The following is a 22,189-nucleotide window of genomic DNA, read 5'->3' as shown; positions in this document are numbered from 1 at the left end:
TACATTTAATTAACAAATATATTAAATCAAACAATAAAAAGCTTTTTCTTACAATATGTATACAACCGAATTAGAAACGAATTTGTTAAATATTAAACAAAATCCCAATTGTTTGCGATTGGGATTTATAAACATAGTATAAATATTATTTCTTGATAAACTTAGTATTTGAAGTTCCTTTATCAGAATTGATTTTGATAAAATAATTACCAGCCAATAAACTCGAAACATCAACATTTGAAACATTCTGAGCATTAGGAACCACTAAAACTAACTGTCCCAATGTGTTGTAAATATTGATTGAACGCACTTCGATAGTCTGTTTGGTTTCAATATTCAAAACATTATTTACCGGATTTGGATACACTGCAAAATAACTTCCGAACTCAAAATCCTGAGCACTTAACGCTTGAATAGTTGTTATAGCGGTATTAGTCACTATCGGGAAATTATAATCAAAATAAATACTTGCTGAATTGCTAAAAGTATCTCCGTTTGTTAATGTAGGCTTGGTCTTAATCTTAAATGCAACATAACCGTCATTGTTTGCATCATCAAATGGCAAATTAATGTTTTCAAAGATGAATTCGACTTTGTTTCCTGAAGTAATATTGGTCACAAACGAATGGCTTCCTTTAATTGGCACCAATGAATTAATATCGAATTTATTGGTGTCGATCATGTCTTTCACCACGATATTTTCTGCCGGAAAGGTTCCGGTATTCTCAAAACGGATTATGTAATGCACATACTTCCCTACTTGACTTGGAGCAATTGTTGAACCTTCCAAACACGTTTTATCGTTTGGATCGAAAGAGTTTACAACGATTTGGTCTAAAGTAAATGTATTGTCATTAAGTGTTTCATCAATATTTACAGAAGTTATTGTGGCAGAATAATTCAAAACATCGCCACCATTTACAGCCGGAGTTTCCATAGGAGAATTCACGTTTAGAATTAAAGAGATTTCTCTGGTTTCAAAGGGCTTCAAGTTGACAAAATCCCATGAAAGCTGGTTTATTGTTTGATTGGTTAGTGTCGGATTAGCTGAAACAAAGTCTAAAACAGCATCATCAAACGTTAGGTTTATCGAACCGGATTGTATCTGATTTCCTTTATTTTTAAAAACCAACTTATAATTAGCATCAAAACCTGGTCTAGCCGGGAGAGTCGACAATAAGACAACTTCCAAATCAGGATGAACACCATTTGGAATCACACAAAAATCTCTAATCAAAGGACTTGCCTGACTCGGAAAATTGGCTATCACATTGGTTGGTGAAATTGCAAAATAGGCAGGATTTTCTAGAAATGGTGTAATTGTGTAGGTTCCTAAAGTAACCGGTATAGCATAATTCCCTAAATCATTTGAGATAAAACTTCCGCTATTGGTTCCATTGGTAATAGTAAATCTTAAATTTGGAAATGTTGGATCCGAGGCATCGCAACCGTTATTATTACTATCCCATTTCTGATTCCCTTTAATTTCATAATAATCACCGCCTGGGGTAAAGGAACAATAGGTGTTGATGTTACAGTTTGTTAATCCATACTCCGTTAATTTGGATTGGAAATAATTAATCTCATTCTGATTTTCATCCGTACATATATAGTGCAGGTTTGGGTTATTTCCAAAATCAATTAACTCCGTTTTACCGTTTTTAACTTTTAAAATCTGTAATTGATTGTTTCTACAATCAGCAATTAAATCATCATCAATATAAATATTGTTCATAAAATCAAGCATTTGAATCTGATTGTTAGAACAATTAAAACTTTCTAAAAAGGTAAAACCTGTTAAATCCAAGCTCGTTAATAAATTATTACTGCAGTCAAACGTATTAATACCTCCAGCAATACTGCCAATAGTAAGATTCGTCAGTAAATTATTGTTGCATAACAAGGTATATAGTCCATAATCCGGTAAATTCAACGTAGCTAATTGATTAGATGAACAATCTAAATAGGATAACCCGTTTACATTGGAAAGATTCAATGAAGCAAGCTGATTACCTGAACAGTTCAAAGTTAATAGGTCTGAAAAAGTATCACAATTTAAAGTTGAGAGTTGATTATTAGAACAATAAAAATATTGGATCCAATTAACAGCCGAAGAAATAGCTGTTATACTGGTGAGGATGTTATTTGAACAATCTACACTATTGGCTCTGTAAAAATGATTTAAACTAAGGCTTGATAAATTATTATAGGATAAGTCCACTTCAAATAGGGTTGGAAAATTAATCGTAACCAAACTACTCAATTGATTGTGTGAACAACGAATCGTATTCATATTTGGTGAATTTGAAAAATTCAAGGACGTTATCTGATTATTTACACAATCTATATATTCCAAACTAGCCAAGCCGGTCAAATCCAAAGACGTTAGTGCATTATTATCACATTCAATTCCTCTTAAATTAGCCAATCCATTTACATTTAAAGTCTGGAGTGCATTAGAACTGCAATGCAATGCATCAAGATTGGTGAGCGCTCTCAAATCTAAGCCCGTAAGCAAAGAATTATTGTTACAGTATAAAGTTTCAAGATTCACAAAACCAGAGATCCCTTCCATTGATGCAACATTAGCCCCGTTAATATTAAGCAGCTTTATTAGTGCAGCTTCACTAACACTAATTTCCCCGTCTCCGTTAGTATCGATAGTAACATAACCGGAAGCATTCCAAGCTACAATATTTGAAGGATTTGCCCCTACCAACTTCGCTTTAAAATTAGCGTCGGGAAAGTTGATAATTTGCGCATTAACCCCTGTAATAAGACAAAGAGACATTAATAAAAAGTAAAGTTTTTTCATAATAGAAATTTATTTGCCAAATATATTAATTCCAACAAAGCCACTGCAAAATTCCTACAAATATTTATTGTCAGGCTAATAACATGCAAAGATTAACCAACATGATGTGACAAAGGAACGAAACATACTACTTTACTTTGAACCTAAATAGGTTGGTTAACGTATTAAATTGATACAATAACTTAATTTTTACAGTACTTTTTACAATGCATTCAATTCTGTTTTCAATACATTAAAAAACTTTATCAATTCTTATGGTTTTATTTTCAAAGAATTGAGTCATTTTACTAATCTATTGGTCTAGTCCATTAATTTATTAAGAATATTAAATAAAAAAAGGAACTAACTAGGCTATTTTTCAGTAAACCCCAAAAAAAATCCCAACCGTTTCCGATTGGGATTTATAAACATAGTATAAATATTATTTCTTGATAAACTTAGTATTTGAAGTTCCTTTATCAGAATTGATTTTGATAAAATAATTACCAGCCGATAAACTCGAAACATCTACTTTATTCACATCCTGAGCGTTAGGCACCACTAAAACTAACTGTCCTAATTGATTGTAAATGCTGATTGAACTTACTTCGATGGTTTGCTTGATTTCGATATTCAATTCATTATTTACAGGATTTGGATACAAGGCAAAATAATTTTCGAAATTGAAATCCTGAGTGTTTAACACCCCCATAAAGGTTCTTGCAACATTGGTTACAATTGGAGTACCATAATCAAAAATAATACTTGCTTTATTAGTAAAACTATCATTAGCAGTTAAAGATGAAAGCGTTTTAACTTTAAAGGCGATATACCCATCATTATTGGCATCGTCAAAAGGCAGGTTAATATTTTCAAAAAGAAATTCAACTCTATTTCCCACAATACTCATTACATAATCATGACTGCCTTTAATGGGTGTTAATGAATAAATGTCAAACTTTGAAGTATCAATCATATCTTTTACCACAACATTTTGAACGTTTGATGTTCCTCTATTCTCAAAACGAATCAGATAATGAACGTACTTTCCTGCCTCACTAGGGGCAATTGAGTTTCCTTGTAAACAAGTTTTATCGTTAGAATCAAACGAATTAACTACGGTTTGACGATAAGCAAAAGAATTATCTGCCGGATAATAATCTGTTCCCGAAGACAGGGCTATTGTTGCTGTGTAATCCAACGCAAAACCTTCTGAAACTGATGGAGTATCTGTTACCGAGTTAACCCTCAAGGTAAGATTTAATGCGCGTGATTCAAAAGGTTTCAGATCCGTAAAACTCCACGAAAGAGTATTAGTCGCCTGACTTTGAAGCACAGGGCTAGCACTTACAAAATCTAAAACATCATCATTAAAAGTCAGGTTTACTGTTCCTGCACTCACAGCATTCCCCTTATTTTTTATCAATAGGTCGTATTTGGCATTTTCACCTGGCTGCGCATTGTTTAGTGGCACCAATACAACCTCAAAATCTACCTTATTTAAATTGTTGCTCGCCGGCCAGAAATTAAAGTTCTTGACCACGGTTTCTCCTCCATTTTGATAAATAAAATTATAACTTTCCTGAGGACCGTAAAACAAGTCCGGGTTTTCAAAACGAAGATAAGCCCAACCACTATTAACACCCGGAACAAAATAAAATGAATAATTCCCCGCAGTATTAGGAGTAATTGATGAGGCTTTCATGGTTTCATACACTCTAAGATTGTTTACAATTGCTCCGGGGCCTGTTATATTGAAAGGATTGGAATAAAACCTTACTGCCCCTGTTAGTGTATTCTTATCATAAGAAACGTTGTTACAGTAATAATTAACCTCAACATCACTAAAATTAAATTGTACCAATAAACGTTCAACAGATTCCATTTCCAATTCATCAGCACAGATGTATGCTAAATTGGGGTTATCATGAAAATCAGAAAAATTTTGACTAAATCCATTGGTTACGCCATTTTTAACAATCAAACTTTCCAAACGATTAGAGAAACATCGGAACAATGATAGACGAGGTAAATACTCAAAACTCAAGGTTGTTAACAGGTTGTTACTACAAATTAAGTTACTCAAAAAAGGTTGAGAAGTTAGATTCAAATCTACAAGTTGGTTGTTGTCGCAATGTAAGTACTCTAAACTCGGCAGCGAACTTATATTAATTGAGGTTAACAAATTCGAACTACAGTACAGGAATTTTAATAGTGGCAAACCATGAGCGTCTAGTGTCGTCAAACGATTATTGTTACAGCTGAAATTATAGAGTTGATTTAAGCCCTGAATATCTATAGCTGTCAATAAATTATTTGCACAGTCTAAATTTACCAAATTTACTAAACTCTGTATATTCAAGGTGGTTAGCCTGTTACCAGAACAATACAAATCTTGCAGGTTAAGTGCAGGTGCAACATTTAAGTTATTTATCTGATTTCCTCCACAGGACAATGTAGTCAAATTAAGCAGTCCCTGACAATTTAATTGCGTTAATTGATTACTTAATAAATTTAAAGTTGTCAAACTATTTAAACCGGTTAGATCAATCGACGTTATCTGGTTGTTAAGGGCAATTATACTTTGAACATTGGACAAACCCGTTAAATTCAAGGTAACGATTCGGTTATTTCGACATTCTAAAGAGGTAATATTTACCAAACCACTTAAATCCAAACTACTTAGCAAATTAAATCTACAATCCAGAGTTACCAAATTGGTTAATGCGCTAACATTCAAATTGTATAACATATTGTTACCGCAATTCAGGAAAGTCAGATTTGTAAAATAAGACAATTCACCTACATTAGTGATCTGATCAACTGCCGGCGTGTATAGATTGTTGATATTAAGATGACTAACTTGCAATGCCTCATTGACTTCGATTTGACCATTATTATTAGAATCTATCTTAAAATAGTTACCGCTCAAATTTTTAGCTATCGTATTACTGGTACTTGCCTGCAAGAGCTTTGTCTTGAATTTTTGGTCTGCAAAAACGATTGTTTGCGCACTTACTCCTTTAAAAAGCATCAATGCAAACAATAAAAAGTAAAGTTTTTTCATTTGGAAAATTTAGTTACACAAAGATATCAAAATCAGATTATAAATAAATTTTCTTACAATAAAAACAACCATTCAAAAACAAAAAAATCCCAACTGTTTCCTATTGGGATTTGTAAACTATCATAAAAGTTATTATTGCTTAATGAACTTCGTATTAGCTGTTCCTTTATCCGAATTTATTTTGATAAAATAATTACCAGCCGATAAACTCGAAACATCTACTTTAGCCACATTCTGAGCATTCGGAACCACTAAAACCAATTGTCCTAATTGATTGTAAATGCTGATTGAACTTACTTCTATGGTTTTCTTGGTTTCGATATTCAAAACATTGTTTGCAGGATTTGGATACACTGTGAAATACTTCTCAAAATTGAAATCCTGAGTACTTAACGCCTGAATTGTTGTTGTGGCGGTATTAGTTACAATCGGGAAATTGTAATCGAAATAAATGCTTGCTGAATTACTAAAACTACTCCCCGTTGTCAAGGTAGGTTTTGTTTTTATCTTGAAAGCTACATAACCATCATTGTTCGCATCATCAAATGGCAGATTGATGTTCTCGAAGATGAATTCCACTTTATTACCATTGATTCTGGTGAAATAATCATGGCTTCCTTTAATTGGAACAATTGAATTTACATCGAATTTTGCTGCATCAATAATGTCTTTTACAACAATATTCTCTGCCGGAAAAGTTCCGGTATTCTCAAAACGGATTAAGTAATGCACGTACTTCCCTACTTCGCTTGGTGCAATTGTTGAACCTTCAAGACAGGTTTTATCGTTTGGATCGAAAGAGTTAACAACGGTTTGATCTAATGTAAAAGTATTGTCGGCAGGAGTTTCATCTGTTGCCGCCGATAGTATCGTTGCCGTACAATTTAAAACATCTCCTGCATTTACAGCCGGTATATCTGTAGAGGCATTAATGTTCATAGTAAAGTAAATCGACCTTTTTTCAAAAGGCTTTAAACCAGCAAAATTCCAAGTCAAATTATTAACTGACTGACTAGCCGGAACTAATGAAGCTGCCACCAAATCCATTTTTGAATCATCAAAATCTAAAGAAACAGATCCGGATTGCAGCTGATTTCCTTTGTTTATATAGGTTAACTCATAATTACTATTAAAACCAGGCCTTGCTGGATTTGTGGGCAACAAAACAACTTCTAAATCGGGATGAATGCCATTTGCAGTACTACAAAAATTTTGAGTAAACGGACTGGTTTGCGTTGGGAAAGTTACATTTACCGATGATGGCGACAGTGTAAAATAGGAAGGATTTTCTAAAACCGGTGTTATCGTATGTGTACCAGACTGAACTGGAATTGAATAGTTTCCCGAAGTATTAGTAATCATTACAGCTGAATTTGCTCCGTTTGTGATAGTATATTTCAAATTAGGAAGATTCACATCTGAAACATCACAATTTCCATTAGTATTGGAATCAAATTTAGCATTACCCAGAATAGTATAAAAATTTCCTCCCGGAACAAAGGAACAATAGGAATTAACAACACAATTTGAATAACTTAAAATGCTCAACATATTTCCTAAAGCTGTGATTTGATTTTCATCAGCACATATATATTGAAGGTTCGGTAAATTATCAAGATTGAAATCTTCATATCTTCCATTTTTAACAAACAAACTCACTAATGGATTATTACCACAAATTAAAGTAGAAAGATTTATCAATGAACTACAATCAATCGTAGTAAGTTGATTATAATCACAATTCAGTGAATTCAAATCAATTAAGCCATTTAAATTTAAAGACGCTAATTGATTATTTGAACATCTTAAAGAGGAGAGATTTGTTAATCCATTAATATTTAGATTATTTAATTGATTATTTGAGCAGCCCAAATTATTCAACATATTTAATCCGTTAAGATTAAGAGATGTTATATTATTGTCGCTACAATATAAATTAACAAGGCTAACTAAATTAGAAACATTTAATGACGTTAATAAATTATTTGAACAGTTTAATGTGGCTAATCCTAAACCAAAATTTCCTAATTGTAATGAAGTTAATTGATTATCAGAACAATCAAAATAGTTTATTTGTGAATTACTGAAATTAATATTAGTCAAATTGTTATTGTGGCAATCTAGTGTCTGCACAGTTTGCCCAATTGTAAGCGATGTCAGTTGGTTATTATAACAATCTACTGATAAATAATAATTTGAGTTGCTAAGATCTAAAGCAGTTAACAAATTATTATTGCATTCTAAAACATAGAGACGTGTTAAACCTGACAAGTCCAATGATTGAAGTTGATTAGAAGAACAATAAAGGTTTGTTAAATTTGTAAAACTTCCTATCCCAGTCAATGATGAAATAGAACTATTAGAAACATCTAAATTAGTTTTTGCTAAAGCTTCTGATGCTTGAATATTTCCATCAGAATTTGTATCAACTCCTAAAGAAATCAATTTCGCCTTGAAATTCGCATCCGGGATGTTAACAATCTGGGCATTGACACCCATAAAAAGACACAAAGCCACCACTAAAAAGTAAAATTTCTTCATTTGGTTAAATTTAACGGTGTAAAGATATGTAAATGAATAATTTAAATTGAATTTTCTTATAAAAACGATCAATACCCACATACACACCTTGTGAATGACGTTAGAGACGTGTTTTAATACGTTACCTAACGTGGTAAATTGATAAAATAACTGTATTTTTTAAGTTTACTCTTCAATGTAATTAGTTCTGTTTCGAATTGATCTAGTTCGTTCAGTAATTTTTTCAATTCTCTTTATGAAAAATTAAAGCAATTCATTAAAAAATACAGTTACGTTCTTAATTTTTATAGTTATTTTTTAAATTCTTTCGGTTATTTTTTCAATCCCATAAGCTTTTTTGTAAAAAAATTGCTTCGCAGCAGGCTTGCAATGATAAATACATAAACACAAGCATAAAAAAAGCCCCGCAAATGCGGGGCTTTTCAATATTTAAGAATATCAAAGATTACTCTCCTTTATCCATTCTAGCTTTTAATTCAGCTAATGCGTCGATATCACCTAAAGTTGATTTCTCAGCATTGTTTGAAGATGAAGCAACATTGTTAGACTCAGCAGCTTTCACGTTTTTCTCTTCTTCTTCACGGAAGATAGCAGTGTGAGAAGCAACTACTCTTTTGAATTCTTTGTTGAACTCAATTACTTTGAAGTCTGCAGTATCACCTTTTTTCAATTTCTTACCGTCTTCTTTCTCTAAGTGACGAGTAGGAATGAAAGCAACGATATCATCACCAAACTCAACAGTTGCACCTTTGTCTACGATTTCAGCGATAGTTCCGTTGTGGATAGTTCCAACAGCGAAAGCATCTTCGTATTTATCCCAAGGGTTAGCTGTAGTTTGTTTGTGACCTAAAGACAATTTACGTCCTTCTACGTCTAACTCTAATACAACAACATCTAATTTATCACCTACGTTAACGAATTCAGATGGGTGTTTGATTTTCTTAGTCCAAGAAAGGTCAGAGATGTATACTAAACCGTCGATTCCTTCTTCTAACTCAACGAAAATACCGAAGTTAGTGAAGTTTCTAACGATACCTGTATGCTTAGAACCTACTGGGTATTTAGAAGTAATGTCAGTCCAAGGATCTTGCGTTAATTGTTTGATACCTAAAGACATTTTTCTTTCGTCTCTGTCTAAAGTTAAGATAACTGCCTCAACAACATCTCCAACTTTTACGAAATCCTGAGCTGAACGCAAGTGCGTAGACCAAGACATTTCAGAAACGTGGATTAAACCTTCAACACCTTCAGCAACTTCGATGAAAGCACCGTAGTCAGCAAGAACTACAACTTTACCTTTCACTTTGTCACCAACTGCTAAGTTAGCATCTAAAGCATCCCAAGGGTGAGCGTTTAATTGTTTTAAACCTAATTGGATTCTTGTTTTCTCATCATCGAAATCAAGGATTACCACGTTAAGTTTTTGGTCTAATTCAAGAACTTCAGATGGGTGGTTGATTCTTGACCAAGATAAGTCAGTGATGTGGATTAATCCGTCTACACCTCCTAAGTCAATGAACACACCGTAAGAAGTGATGTTTTTAACAACACCTTCTAATACTTGTCCTTTTTCTAATTGACCGATGATTTCTTTTTTCTGTACTTCAATATCCGCTTCGATAAGCGCTTTGTGAGAAACAACAACATTTTTGAACTCATGGTTGATTTTCACAACTTTGAACTCCATAGTTTTGTTTACATATTGATCGTAATCACGGATAGGTTTCACGTCGATTTGAGAACCTGGCAAGAACGCCTCGATTCCGAATACGTCAACGATCATACCACCTTTAGTTCTGCATTTTACGAAACCGTTAACGATTTCTCCAGTTTCGTTAGCAGAAATAACTCTATCCCAAGCTTTGATTGTACGTGCTTTTCTGTGCGATAATACTAATTGACCTGATTTGTCCTCACGAACGTCGATTAATACCTCTACTTTGTCTCCAACTTTTAAGTTTGGATTGTAACGGAACTCGTTTAAAGAGATAACACCTTCAGATTTAGCGTTGATGTCAACGATAGCATCTCTTTCAGTGATTCTAACAACAACACCTTCCACTACTTCTTCAGCATCTGTAGAGATGAATGTTTTAGCTACTAATTCTTCGAATTCCTGTAAGTTTTTTTGATCTACTGCATCGATACCTTCTTCGAAGTTATGCCAGTTAAAATTCGCCAAAAACTCTTCTTGTGTTTTATTGATTTCAGACATGTCTGATAAAAAATTTGTATTCTGTTTCTCTCGTGTTTCATAATGCAGTAGAAAAAACAGAAGCGTTTTACATATAAATTGTTGATACCTAAAGGAAACACTTCTCGCCAAAAGGTGTGCAAAAGTAGTGATAATTATTGAATTACCAAAGATTTATTAAAGGAAAAATCAAAAGTAATAAGGGATAAGTTGCTAGAAATAACTTATTTTATTTTGAAGCGAAAGGTTTAGGCTTTTATGGAAACCATTTTCCCGCTATCCGCGCTACGCGGTAGCTTGCTTCTATCGGGGCTATTGGAAAACTGCATTGAATTTCAGGCAACAAAAAACCCGACACTTCGTATCGGGTTTTCTTATATTAATGTGTTATACTTTCCACATCTTTCGGATTGTGTTTGTGTTTGAACAACACCGCAAAAGCAATTGCAATAATCAAAGCATAGGCTGAAAACGCCAACCAGATGTTATGCCAGTCTCTTTGTCCGTTATCTGTAAAGTAAGTGTCAATAACATAACCGCTGATTAATCCTCCAAAGAACGCTCCAAAACCGTTAGACATCATCATGAACAATCCTTGCGCGGAAGAACGAATCTTAGAATCCGTAGTGGTTTCCACAAAAAGAGAACCTGAAATATTAAAGAAATCGAACGCCATTCCGTAAACAATACAAGAAAGAATAATCATCCATAATCCTCCTTCAGGGTTACCGAAAGCAAACAATCCAAAACGCAATACCCAAGCCAACATACTGATTAACATTACCTGCTTAATTCCGAAACGCTTTAAGAAAAAAGGAATTGCAAGAATGAACAACGTCTCTGAGATTTGAGAAATTGACATGATGATTGTAGAATATTTCACTACAAATGAATCTGCATATTGTGGAATCTTCTCGAATTCAGATAAATACGTATCTCCATACATATTGGTTAATTGCAATGCACCACCCAAAAACATAGAAAAAATAAAGAACAACGCCATTTTATAATCTGCAAAAAGCTTAAAAGCATTTAATCCTAACGATTGAATTAAAGAAGCATCTTTCGAGGTTTTGTTCTGTGGTTCACAAGCCGGCATCGTGAAGGAATAAATCCCAAGTACAATAGCAGCAAAAGCAGAAATATAAAACATATTCGCCGAAGCTTTGTTTCCGGTAAGATTCGTAATCCACATGGCAACAATAAAACCTACTGTCCCCCAAACCCGAATTGGCGGAAACACCTTTACTACATCAAAATTATTGCTCTTCAGGATTGTATATCCGATTGAATTTGACAATGAAATAGTTGGCATGTAACACATCATTGCTGCAAAAATCACCCAGTAAAATGCTGACGGGCTGTCAACTTGTGGCAAATATGCAATAGCCAATCCGCCAATAATATGTAAAATACCATACAATCGCTCTGCATTCATCCAACGGTCGGCAATAATACCTGTGAGGGCTGGCATTAGTATTGAAGATAATCCCAATGTTGAAAAAATTGCTCCAAACTCGGCACCACTCCATTGTTTGGTTCCAAACCAGTAATTCCCGACAGTAATCAACCATGCTCCCCAAACAAAAAACTGGAGAAAACTCATTAAAACAAGGCGATTTTTTATATTCATTTCTTCTTTGTTGTATGTAGGTTATTAATTTTTTAAAAAGCCGGTAAATCTAACACTAAAAACAAAAAATCCAAAATAAATTCCACTTTTGTGTGCAAACTTACTTCGGATTTAAGGTATTAATCAAATATTAGGATTTTCAACAAGAATCTGTTTTTCAAACCTTTATTTTAAGATGTTTTTTTATTAAAATAACATCTCGCTTGAACTTAGCTCAATTTTGCCTTAATTAAATTCAGCACCAATTCAAACTGCTCTTCCCTACTCAATGCAGAATTATCAACCACAATGGCATCATCAGCTTTAACAAGTGGAGAATCCTCACGGTTAGTATCAATATGGTCGCGTTCTTTTACATTTTGCAAAACGTCTGCAAATGTTACCGACTGACCTTTTTCCAGCAATTCATCGTAACGACGTTTGGCTCTGGTTTCCGGACTGGCGGTCATGAAAATTTTAAGTTCAGCATCTGGAAAAACCACCGTTCCGATATCACGTCCATCCATAACAATCGCTTTGTTTTTTCCCATTTGCTGCTGTTGCTCAACCAGTTTTGAACGAACCTGAGAAATTTCAGCTATTTTGCTAACCAAACGAGAAACTTCAAGAGTTCGGATTTCGTTTTCCACATTAATCCCGTTAAGGTACATCTCGGCAAAACCCAAATCCGGATTAAACTGAAATTCGAGCTGCACTTTGGAAAGTTTATCAATTAATCCCTGTTTATCCAAATGAGTTTCCGAAACAAAGTTATTTTGCATCGCAAACAAAGTAACGGCACGGTACATCGCACCTGTATCTACATAAACATACCCCAATTCTTTAGCAAGCTGCTTTGCTAAAGTACTTTTTCCGGTAGAGGAAAACCCATCAATGGCTATGGTAATTTTTTTCAATTTTGGTTTATTTAAATTCAATTGGTAAAAATTCTTTTTCTTTAATTTTTCCATCCGGACAAGGATTGTCTACAAAACGGAATTCATTTGCATATATTTTCGGAGTCATGACCCAAATAATTTCAGAAGAAACCGAATTGTTGAATATGAAGTTAAACTTCCACAAAACCAATCCTTGGATTTTATCTACAATTTTAGCCTCTGCGGTTCCTTTACTGTTTCCGGATCCTCTAAAACTAAAGGTAAACAAATTTCCTTCTTTATTTAAGGAGGCCTTCTCGATTTCAAAAAAATCAGGTGATTCGAGTGTCCAATATATTCCTATTCTTCTTTGTTGAATATCAATTCTGTTTATTGAACCCTCACAAGGCTGGTACAATAAATACCCTTGATTGTCACGTTCTAGTCGAATCCATTGCTTTTCAAAAGTCTGAAAATCTTTCCAGCTTTCCAGTTTGTTCTGAGAAAAACCAAATTGGCTCAAAAAACAAATTAATACAGCAAAAACTCCTTTCATTTACTGAAGATTAATTGTCAATCCGAACAAACTCATATTAGAAGCAACAGTATAGCGTGAATAGGAATAATCAAATTTGATTTTATTGAAACGAAGCCCAAATCCAGCCGAAATTCCAGAAAAATTGCGCTGATCCAGTATTTTAAGTTCTTCGCCTCTTCGGAAGTTATAACTCAAACGAATGTTAAAACTTTTCTTCGGAAATAATTCCGCTCCAATAATCACGTGACGAAAAGCATTATTTAAAAAACCTACTTTTTCCTCTTTAGCCGGTCCATCGATTGTAGCCTCAGTTCTATTAGGATTGCTAAAGGCAATTTTCCATTGCTGAAGATTCTCCAAAGTTAAATGCCATCGCAAAGGAACATTTTCCATTTCCTGAGAAATTCCGGCAATAACTTCTAAAGGAAGCTGTTCCTGCTGTCCTGCATAAGTAGTTATCTGAGTTCCTATGTTTCGAACGGTTAAACCGATATTGATGTCGTTTTTTTCGTCGATATACAAAGCACCTAAATCTGCCGCTACTCCAAAAGAATTATAGGATTCCAGTGTAGAGGAAATAAATTTAGCATTTGCACCAATATAAACCGGAGTCCAGGGAATATTGTATGCATAACCCAAAGAAAGAGCAATCTCGCTTCCGGTAAATTCTCCGGTTTTCTGACCGTTTTCATCATATCCGTCAAACTTTCCGTAGTTTACATAATTTACTCCTGCGTGTAGTGTTTGAACGTGTCTGTCCCATGTGTAAGCGTAAGCTCCGGTTCCGTAGGTTACTTCCCCGAAATAGCTTCCGTAATTTAAAGAAAGATGATTGTCCATTTCAGGATTAATGGTCGCCGGATTATAAATTCCCTGATTCACGTCCTGATCATAAATAGTAACCGTTTTACCTCCCAAGGCAGCCTGACGTGGTGAAGTTACTAAATTCAGAAACTGATAGGTATATTTTCCACCTATTTGGCTGTAACTAAAAGCACAAATAAGCAGAAAAAAAGTAAGCAACAGTTTTTTGGACATTTTTTTTCGTTTCTGAATGTATAACGCAGTTGCGAAGATAAAATTATAAACGGGATTACACAAAAAAAGAGATTCCAACTTATTTCTAAATTGGAATCTCTTTCTTATAAATTTGTTATACTAGCTTTTTAGCATTTTTAACCTTTTGATCAGTGATGGCGATTTCCAAAACTTCGCTCATTTTATCAACATAATGAAAGGTTAATCCTTCTAAATACTCCGCTTTGATTTCATCAATGTCGCGTTTGTTTTCATGACATAAAATGATTTCTTTGATATTCGCTCTTTTGGCAGCAAGGATTTTCTCTTTGATTCCGCCAACCGGTAAAACTTTTCCTCGTAAGGTAATTTCCCCGGTCATAGCTAAGCTTTTCTTGATTCTTCGCTGGGTAAAACTCGAAACTAAAGACGTTAACATTGCCACACCGGCACTAGGACCGTCTTTTGGAGTCGCTCCTTCCGGTACGTGAATGTGTACATTGTAATTTGTCAGAACATCAGGATTGATTCCTAATTTTTCAGCATTGGCTTTAATGTATTCCAAAGCAATAGTAACCGATTCTTTCATTACCGTACCCAAATTTCCGGTCATGGTCATCCCGCCTTTTCCTTTGGAAATAATCGATTCGATAAATAAAATATCACCTCCAACGCTTGTCCATGCTAAACCGGTAACTACTCCGGCCGTTTCGTTGTTTTCGTATTTGTCACGTTCCATTCTAGGAACGCCTAATACTTTCACGATGTCTTCGTCTGTTACTTTGAAGTTGTATTCTTCCTCTAAAGCAATCGATTTGGCAGCGTTTCGAACCATTGACGCGATTTGTTTTTCCAAACCACGAACTCCGGACTCTCTGGTATAACCTACCACGATTTTTTCAATTTGTTTTTTTCCGATTTGCAACTCTTTAGCTGACAAACCATGTTCTTTTAATTGTTTTGGAAGTAAATGCTGTTTTGCTATTTCAATTTTTTCCTCGATAGTATACCCACTCACGTTGATCACCTCCATACGGTCACGCAATGCAGGTTGAATGCTGGAAAGGCTGTTAGAAGTTGCAATAAACATCACTTTAGACAAATCATAACCCATTTCAAGAAAATTATCGTAAAACTCCGAATTCTGTTCCGGATCCAATACTTCCAATAAAGCTGAGGATGGATCACCGTTGTGACTTGAAGAAAGTTTATCAATCTCATCCAAAACAAAAACCGGATTAGAAGTTCCTGCCTTTTTAATATTCTGTAAAATTCTTCCCGGAAGGGCTCCGATATAGGTTTTACGGTGCCCGCGAATTTCCGCTTCATCACGTAAACCACCTAACGACATACGGACATATTGTCTACCAAGAGCTTCTGCTATGGATTTTCCAATGGAAGTTTTACCAACTCCCGGAGGCCCATACAAACAGATAATTGGCGACTTCATATCATTACGCAATTTTAAAACCGCTAAATGTTCTATGATACGTTTTTTCACATCTTCCAAACCAAAATGATCACGGTCTAATATTTTCTGAGCATTTTTCAGATCGAATTTATCCGTTGAAAAATCATTCCAAGGCAGTTCTAAAAACAACTCTAAATAGTTGCGCTGAATACCAAAATCAGGAGATTGCGGGTTCATGCGTTGCAATTTGGAAATCTCCTTATCGAAATGCTGAGCCACTTTTTCATTCCATTTTTTAGATTTGGATTTCAAGCGCATATCTTCAATTTCCTGGTCGTGCGAAACACCACCCAACTCTTCCTGAATGGTTTTCATTTGCTGTTGCAGGAAATATTCACGCTGCTGCTGATCTAAATCAAATCGAACTTTAGATTGGATGTCGTTTTTAAGTTCCAGCTTTTGTTGCTCAATATTCATGAAACGCAATGTTTCCAAAGCTCTGTCTTTCAAATTATTGATCGACAACAAATCTTGCTTCTCTTTCACATTCAAATTCATGTTGGAAGAAACAAAATTGATTAGAAACGGATTACTTTCAATATTGCGGATGGCAAAAGTAGCCTCGGTAGGGATGTTCGGGCTTTCCTTAATTATCTGGATTGCAAGCTCTTTAATCGAATCGATTATCGCTACAAACTCTTTGTCTTTTTCATTTGGTCGAACCTCGGAAACTTCCTTTACGGTCGCTCTTAAATAAGGCTCATCGGTTGTAAGCTGATCGATTTCAAAGCGCTTTTTACCTTGAAGGATTACTGTTGTATTTCCATCGGGTAATTTCAGCACGCGTAAAATTCTCGCTACGGTACCTACTTTATTTATATCGTGGAAGGAAGGATCTTCAACTTCTTCGTCTTTCTGAGCAACAACTCCAATAATTTTATCACCGGAATTGGCATCGTTAATTAGTCGGATGGACTTGTCACGACCCGCAGTAATTGGAATAACAACTCCTGGAAAAAGCACAGTGTTTCGCAAAGGAAGAATTGGTAAATCCTTTGGAAGCTCTTCGTTGTTCATCTCCTCTTCATCTTCGGGAGTTAAAAGCGGAATTAATTCAGCATCAGTATCAATTTCCTGAAGTGACAAGTTGTCAAGTGTAAGTATTTTTTGATTTGACATAGTATTTTTAGGACTTTTTGTCATTAAACAATAAAAAAAGGACAGTCGTTCCTGATTAAAAAAACAACTATCTCATTGAATATCAATTACAAAGTTACGTTTTATTGAAATTCTTTAATAGTAATTGTCAATCTTTGTGCCAATAAAAAAGCTACCTTGCGATAGCTTTTCAAATTATAACTTGAATTCGTCTTTAATTTTTTGGAACACGCAGCAGCAGCAAAACTCCTGAAATAAAAAAGAGCGCTAAAAACACAATTGAATTTCGCATACTTCCGGTTAGTTGATCAATAAAACCGTAAAGCAACATTCCTATTACGATACCAATTTTTTCTGCTACATCATAAAAACTGAAAAAGGAAGCAGTGTCTTTGGTTTCCGGAAGAAATTTAGAATATGTGGAACGCGACAAAGCTTGGATTCCTCCCATTACCAACCCAACAAATCCGGCTGTGGCATAAAAATGAACTGGTAGCATAACAAAAAATGCACTAATACAAATCACGATCCAAATACAGTTAATCACAATCAACACCTTGATGTTTCCAAATTTTTCAGAAGCTCTTGAAGTAATTACAGCACCTAAAACCGCCACCAACTGAATAACCAATATACTGATAATTAAACCCATTGTTTTCTCATTATCGTCTTTCCAGGCAATTTCCTGTTCTCCAAAATAAGTAGCCACAAGCATCACGGTTTGCACGGCCATACTATAAACAAAGAAACTCAGTAAATAACGTTTTAAGCGAAGGTTTTCTTCTAATAAAAACCAAACTTTTTTAAGTTCTTTAAACCCATTAAAAATTACTGCTCCGTGAACTTTATTTCCGTTATTTCCTTTCGGCAAATAATAAAAGGTATACTGACTGAATAAAATCCACCATGCTCCTACAGATATAAACGAATAGCGCATTGCTTTCATCGCTTTTTCACCATCGGTCCCAGAAATTCCGAATAAATCAGGCTTCATAACCATCGCTAAATTAATAATCAATAAGATAACACTTCCTATATATCCCATAGAATAACCTCTGGCGCTAATTCGGTCTTGTTGTTCCGGAAAAGCCACATCTGGCAAATAGGAGTTGTAAAAAACCAAACTTCCCCAAAAGCCAATCAATCCAAAGAAGTAACATGCTAAGCTAAAGTAAATATTCTCTAATTCAAACCAACACAATCCGATACAGGAAACTGCTCCCAAATAACAATAAAAACGCATAAACGATTTTTTGTTTCCGGCATAATCTGCAATTCCAGAAAGTAATGGAGAAGTAAAAGCAACCACCAAAAAAGCAGCAGCAGTCACAAAACTTATCAGGGCAGTATTCTTAAAAGTAATTCCGAAAACATCGATATACAAATTACCTCTGTCTTTAAAAAGCTGCCCGTAATAAATTGGAAAAATCGCTGATGCAATGACTAAACTGTAAACAGAATTTGCCCAATCGTAAAAAGCCCAGGCATTTAGTAGCTTAGAACTACCTTTTTCAAGTTGTTTCATATTGTATAAATAAAAAAAAGCCACACCCAAAAGTGTGGCTCGAATATACATAAATTTTCTTACTTGAATGTTACGCCATATTTTGCAGCTTCCGCTTTTGCTTGTGGAATCAACTCTTTGATTTTGGCAATACGAGTTTGATCGGAAGGGTGCGTACTCATAAACTCAGGTGGTTTTTGCCCTCCGGCATTGGCAGACATTCTTTCCCAGAAAGCTACAGCCGTATCAGGATTGTAACCTGCAATTGCCATAAGTGTCAATCCAATCATATCGGCTTCACTTTCATGAGCACGGCTAAAAGGCAACATTCCTCCTAATTGAGTAGTCGCTCCATAAGCAGTCATGGCGATTTGTTGTGTTTCCTGACTTTTATTTCCAGTGGCAACTCCAACTCCAACAGCGCCTAATTGTTGCAGCATTCCTGCACTCATACGCTGCTGACCGTGATTTGCCAGAGCGTGAGCAACTTCATGCCCCATAACGGTAGCCATACCTGCATCGTCTTTACAAATTGGAAGGATTCCTGAGTAAAAAACAATTTTACCTCCCGGCATACACCACGCATTCACTTCTTTACTGTCTACAAGATTGTATTCCCATTTGTAATCATTAAGATATCCTTGGTAGCCGTTTGCATTAAGCCATTTTTCAGAAGCGGCTTTAATTTTCATCCCAACAGTTTCCACACGCTGAGCGTCTTTGGTTCCTTTAATTACTTTATTTTCTCCAAGAAACTGATTGTACTGTTGAAAGGATGATGGAAATATTTCACTGTTAGAAACCAAAGCCATCGTACTTTTTCCTGTAAAAGGGTTTTTAGCACAGGAAATCACAAGTGCTAACGAACCGGCTAATACTAAACTGGTTTTTAAATTCATAACGCAAGATTTTTAGTAAACAAAATTAAATAATTGTCCTATTATCATTGTTAATAAAGGTACAAAATATTATCATCATTTCCTGATACAAATAAAATGCCAAACGAGATTTAAGAATTATTTATCACTTCAAATCTCAAGAATGAAGTAACTTGCAGTATATTTTTACAGAAGATGAAAAAGCCCAAACATCAACAAACCATTAAGATTCCTAAAGGCATACTCTATACAGCTAAAGCTCTGGAAACAGTATCTCCAAGACTTACTACTTTATTTGCAATAAAACTTTTTACAACACCAATGCGCCATAAACTTCCTAAAAGGGAAATTGAAATGGATGCAAATTCCAAACAGCAACTTCTTAAAATAAACAGCATTAACAAAGAGGTAATGGTTTACAGTTATGGGACCTCACCAAAAAAAGTATTATTGATTCATGGTTGGTCCGGAAGAGGAACACAACTGGTAAAAATTGCAGATGAGTTTCTAAAACTAGGATATTCCACCATAAGTTTTGATGCACCAGGGCATGGAAAAGCACCCGGAAAAACAAGCAACATGACCGAATTTATTGCAGCAGCTCTTCAAATTGAAAAACAGTTTGGCCCATTTGAATATGCCGTTGGACATTCTTTGGGAGGCATGACTGTTTTAAATTCTATCAAACGAGGATTAAAAGTAAAAAAAGCCGTAATTATTGGTAGTGGTGATGTAGTAGAAGACATTTTAAACGATTTTGTGTTGAAACTAAAACTGAAACCAAACATCGCTGAGCGAATGAAATCCGACTTTGAAAACAAATTGGGTGAAACCATGAACAGTTATTCTGCGTATATAGCTGCAAAGGAAGTTTCGATTCCTGTTCTTGTAATTCATGATGAAAACGATGACGATGTTCCGGTATCAGCTGCACATCACATTTATGACCATTTATCAAACGGGCAAATCATGATAACCAAAGAGCTGGGACATCGAAAAATTTTAGGTGACAACAAAGTCATCAAAAAGATTGTAGAATTTATTCAGTAAAAGTCATGAAAAAAATTGTTTTGCTTTTGACGTTAAGTTTTTTCATCTCCTGTAATGCCCAGGAAAAAAAAACAGTTACCCAAACTTCATCTGCCAATGTAATGCCTAAAACAGAAGCGGAATGGAAGTCTAAATTATCTCCGGAACAATACGAAGTTTTAAGAGAGAAAGGCACCGAAAGACCCTTCACCGGTGAATATTGGAAACATTTTCAAAAAGGCATGTACGTTTGTGCCGCTTGTGGAAATCCTTTATTTACTTCTGATGCTAAATTTGATTCCGAATGTGGCTGGCCTTCTTTTGATCAAGCTATAAAATGCTCTGTTAACTATCACAATGACAGTAGTTTTGGAATGGATCGTACTGAAGTTACCTGTGCCAAATGTGGTGGTCATTTAGGACATGTTTTTGATGATGGACCCGTTCAAACTACCGGAAAACGCTTTTGTACCAATTCAGTATCTATAAAATTTATTCCAGCTAAAAAATGAGTTATCCAATAGAAAAAACCGAAGAGCAATGGAAAGCAGAATTAGGCGATGATAAATATCGAATTCTGCGTCAAAAAGGAACCGAATATCCCCATACTGGTGAATACAACCTGCATTTCGAAAATGGGACATATTGCTGTGGCGCTTGTGGTGAACCTTTATTTGAAAGCAGCTCAAAATTTGATGGACATTGTGGCTGGCCTTCTTTTGATGAATCAATACCCGGAAAAGTTGAGTATGTAAAAGACACTTCACACGGAATGCTTAGAGTTGAAATTCTTTGTTCAAAATGTGGAGGTCATTTAGGCCATGTTTTTAATGATGGACCTACAAAAACAGGTATAAGGTATTGTGTAAATTCCTTATCTTTAGATTTCAATAAAAAATAAACCATGACTTTATTTGAAAATCAGACCGATTGGACAACCAATTTAGACCCGCTTCTCAAGAAATACAAAGGAAAAAAGCATCCACTGGACTATGAAAATCTCTATCAGTTAATGGTGATGGTTATTTTATCTGCTCAAGATTCTGATGCCAATATTAATAAAATTGCACCTGCCCTTTTTCAAGTTTATCCAAATTTGGAAAGTTTAGCGGTTTCAAATGTTGATGCGCTGATACCTTATATTTCAAAAGTTCGAAATTTCGGAACCAAAGCTAGTTGGCTTCTTGAAATTGCTCAAGAACTTAAAGAAGATAAAAACATTCCGCTTACAATGGAAAACCTTGTTGCTTTGAAAGGAATTGGAAGAAAATCTGCCAATGTAATTATGCGAGAAATGAAAGCACCTGCCGAAGGTATTATTGCTGATTTACACGTTATTAGAGTTGCTCCTAGAATTGGTTTAATTTCAGAATCTAAAGATGGTAACAAAGTTGAAAAGCAATTAATGCAAGTTTTACCGAAAGATATTTGGGGTGAAATTGGTATGTCAATTTCATTTTTAGGAAGAGAAATATGCAGACCTACCAATCCAAAATGCGATGTATGTCCGATAAATAATTGTTGTGATTACAGAAATTTAAAAAACTGATCCCTTAATTAAAATCTAT

Annotated in this window: 15 protein-coding genes; 4 read left to right on the top strand and 11 right to left on the bottom strand. The window is 34.9% G+C overall.

What is annotated here, in order from left to right; genetic code table 11:
* Nucleotides 1–145: 145 nt before the first annotated feature.
* From LZZ90_RS07895 to LZZ90_RS07845, 11 genes are all read right to left on the bottom strand, one after another.
* Nucleotides 146–2,815, bottom strand: coding sequence for a T9SS type A sorting domain-containing protein (locus tag LZZ90_RS07895; protein ID WP_237790146.1), 2,670 nt, complete (start codon nucleotides 2,813–2,815; stop codon nucleotides 146–148).
* A gap of 421 nt (nucleotides 2,816–3,236) precedes the next feature.
* Entirely contained in the window at nucleotides 3,237–5,861 is a 2,625-nt protein-coding gene (locus LZZ90_RS07890) for a T9SS type A sorting domain-containing protein (RefSeq protein ID WP_237790145.1), read from the bottom strand.
* Between the two features lie 132 nt (nucleotides 5,862–5,993).
* The gene (locus LZZ90_RS07885) at nucleotides 5,994–8,402 is read right to left on the bottom strand and encodes a T9SS type A sorting domain-containing protein (protein ID WP_237790144.1); all 2,409 of its coding nucleotides are present in this window, start codon (nucleotides 8,400–8,402) and stop codon (nucleotides 5,994–5,996) included.
* A gap of 445 nt (nucleotides 8,403–8,847) precedes the next feature.
* A complete protein-coding gene (gene rpsA, locus LZZ90_RS07880) occupies nucleotides 8,848–10,617 on the bottom strand; it encodes a 30S ribosomal protein S1 (protein WP_237790143.1) in 1,770 nt (589 codons plus the stop codon).
* Nucleotides 10,618–10,975: 358 nt separating this feature from the next.
* Nucleotides 10,976–12,229: a nucleoside permease gene (locus tag LZZ90_RS07875; protein WP_237790142.1), complete on the bottom strand. Its 1,254-nt coding sequence runs from the start codon at nucleotides 12,227–12,229 to the stop codon at nucleotides 10,976–10,978.
* A 209-nt stretch (nucleotides 12,230–12,438) separates the two neighbouring features.
* The gene (gene cmk / locus LZZ90_RS07870; protein ID WP_237790141.1) at nucleotides 12,439–13,125 is read right to left on the bottom strand and encodes a (d)CMP kinase; all 687 of its coding nucleotides are present in this window, start codon (nucleotides 13,123–13,125) and stop codon (nucleotides 12,439–12,441) included.
* Between the two features lie 7 nt (nucleotides 13,126–13,132).
* Nucleotides 13,133–13,642, bottom strand: coding sequence for a hypothetical protein (locus LZZ90_RS07865; protein WP_237790140.1), 510 nt, complete (start codon nucleotides 13,640–13,642; stop codon nucleotides 13,133–13,135).
* Nucleotides 13,643–14,662: a type IX secretion system protein PorQ gene (gene porQ, locus LZZ90_RS07860; protein ID WP_237790139.1), complete on the bottom strand. Its 1,020-nt coding sequence runs from the start codon at nucleotides 14,660–14,662 to the stop codon at nucleotides 13,643–13,645.
* Nucleotides 14,663–14,777: 115 nt separating this feature from the next.
* Entirely contained in the window at nucleotides 14,778–17,231 is a 2,454-nt protein-coding gene (gene lon, locus LZZ90_RS07855; RefSeq protein WP_237790138.1) for an endopeptidase La, read from the bottom strand.
* Between the two features lie 193 nt (nucleotides 17,232–17,424).
* Nucleotides 17,425–18,735 (bottom strand): MFS transporter, encoded by a 1,311-nt coding sequence (locus LZZ90_RS07850; protein WP_237790137.1) that lies wholly within the window; start codon nucleotides 18,733–18,735, stop codon nucleotides 17,425–17,427.
* Nucleotides 18,736–18,794: 59 nt separating this feature from the next.
* On the bottom strand, nucleotides 18,795–19,613 hold the full coding sequence (locus LZZ90_RS07845; RefSeq protein ID WP_237790136.1) for a M48 family metallopeptidase: 819 nt from the start codon (nucleotides 19,611–19,613) through the stop codon (nucleotides 18,795–18,797).
* A 174-nt stretch (nucleotides 19,614–19,787) separates the two neighbouring features.
* On the opposite strand from LZZ90_RS07845, the gene LZZ90_RS07840 reads away from it, so the two are divergent.
* From LZZ90_RS07840 to nth, 4 genes are read left to right on the top strand one after another with little or no spacing between them, the layout of a single operon-like run.
* Complete coding sequence (locus tag LZZ90_RS07840) at nucleotides 19,788–20,642, top strand: alpha/beta hydrolase (RefSeq protein WP_237790135.1); 855 nt, start codon at nucleotides 19,788–19,790, stop codon at nucleotides 20,640–20,642.
* A gap of 5 nt (nucleotides 20,643–20,647) precedes the next feature.
* Complete coding sequence (gene msrB, locus LZZ90_RS07835) at nucleotides 20,648–21,133, top strand: peptide-methionine (R)-S-oxide reductase MsrB (protein ID WP_237790134.1); 486 nt, start codon at nucleotides 20,648–20,650, stop codon at nucleotides 21,131–21,133.
* The gene (gene msrB, locus LZZ90_RS07830; RefSeq protein ID WP_237790133.1) at nucleotides 21,130–21,522 is read left to right on the top strand and encodes a peptide-methionine (R)-S-oxide reductase MsrB; all 393 of its coding nucleotides are present in this window, start codon (nucleotides 21,130–21,132) and stop codon (nucleotides 21,520–21,522) included. Before msrB (LZZ90_RS07835) ends, msrB (LZZ90_RS07830) begins: the two co-directional genes overlap by 4 nt.
* Nucleotides 21,523–21,525: 3 nt before the next feature.
* On the top strand, nucleotides 21,526–22,170 hold the full coding sequence (gene nth / locus LZZ90_RS07825; protein WP_237790132.1) for an endonuclease III: 645 nt from the start codon (nucleotides 21,526–21,528) through the stop codon (nucleotides 22,168–22,170).
* The last annotated feature ends 19 nt before the right edge of the window (nucleotides 22,171–22,189 follow it).

This window comes from Flavobacterium sp. SM15, assembly GCF_022012335.1.
In the GTDB taxonomy this organism is placed as follows: Bacteria; Bacteroidota; Bacteroidia; order Flavobacteriales; family Flavobacteriaceae; genus Flavobacterium.
Note: the sequence above shows the minus strand (reverse complement) of the source record. Positions and strands in the feature narration are given on the sequence as shown.

Coding starts and splice junctions, on each gene's coding strand:
- LZZ90_RS07875 (WP_237790142.1), bottom strand. CDS start 12,229: ATGAATATAAAAAATCGCCTTGTTTTAATGAGTTTTCTCCAGTTTTTT.
- LZZ90_RS07895 (WP_237790146.1), bottom strand. CDS start 2,815: ATGAAAAAACTTTACTTTTTATTAATGTCTCTTTGTCTTATTACAGGG.
- LZZ90_RS07845 (WP_237790136.1), bottom strand. CDS start 19,613: ATGAATTTAAAAACCAGTTTAGTATTAGCCGGTTCGTTAGCACTTGTG.
- msrB (WP_237790133.1), top strand. CDS start 21,130: ATGAGTTATCCAATAGAAAAAACCGAAGAGCAATGGAAAGCAGAATTA.
- LZZ90_RS07885 (WP_237790144.1), bottom strand. CDS start 8,402: ATGAAGAAATTTTACTTTTTAGTGGTGGCTTTGTGTCTTTTTATGGGT.
- LZZ90_RS07865 (WP_237790140.1), bottom strand. CDS start 13,642: ATGAAAGGAGTTTTTGCTGTATTAATTTGTTTTTTGAGCCAATTTGGT.
- rpsA (WP_237790143.1), bottom strand. CDS start 10,617: ATGTCTGAAATCAATAAAACACAAGAAGAGTTTTTGGCGAATTTTAAC.
- LZZ90_RS07890 (WP_237790145.1), bottom strand. CDS start 5,861: ATGAAAAAACTTTACTTTTTATTGTTTGCATTGATGCTTTTTAAAGGA.
- LZZ90_RS07850 (WP_237790137.1), bottom strand. CDS start 18,735: ATGAAACAACTTGAAAAAGGTAGTTCTAAGCTACTAAATGCCTGGGCT.
- lon (WP_237790138.1), bottom strand. CDS start 17,231: ATGTCAAATCAAAAAATACTTACACTTGACAACTTGTCACTTCAGGAA.
- msrB (WP_237790134.1), top strand. CDS start 20,648: ATGAAAAAAATTGTTTTGCTTTTGACGTTAAGTTTTTTCATCTCCTGT.
- nth (WP_237790132.1), top strand. CDS start 21,526: ATGACTTTATTTGAAAATCAGACCGATTGGACAACCAATTTAGACCCG.
- LZZ90_RS07840 (WP_237790135.1), top strand. CDS start 19,788: ATGAAAAAGCCCAAACATCAACAAACCATTAAGATTCCTAAAGGCATA.
- porQ (WP_237790139.1), bottom strand. CDS start 14,662: ATGTCCAAAAAACTGTTGCTTACTTTTTTTCTGCTTATTTGTGCTTTT.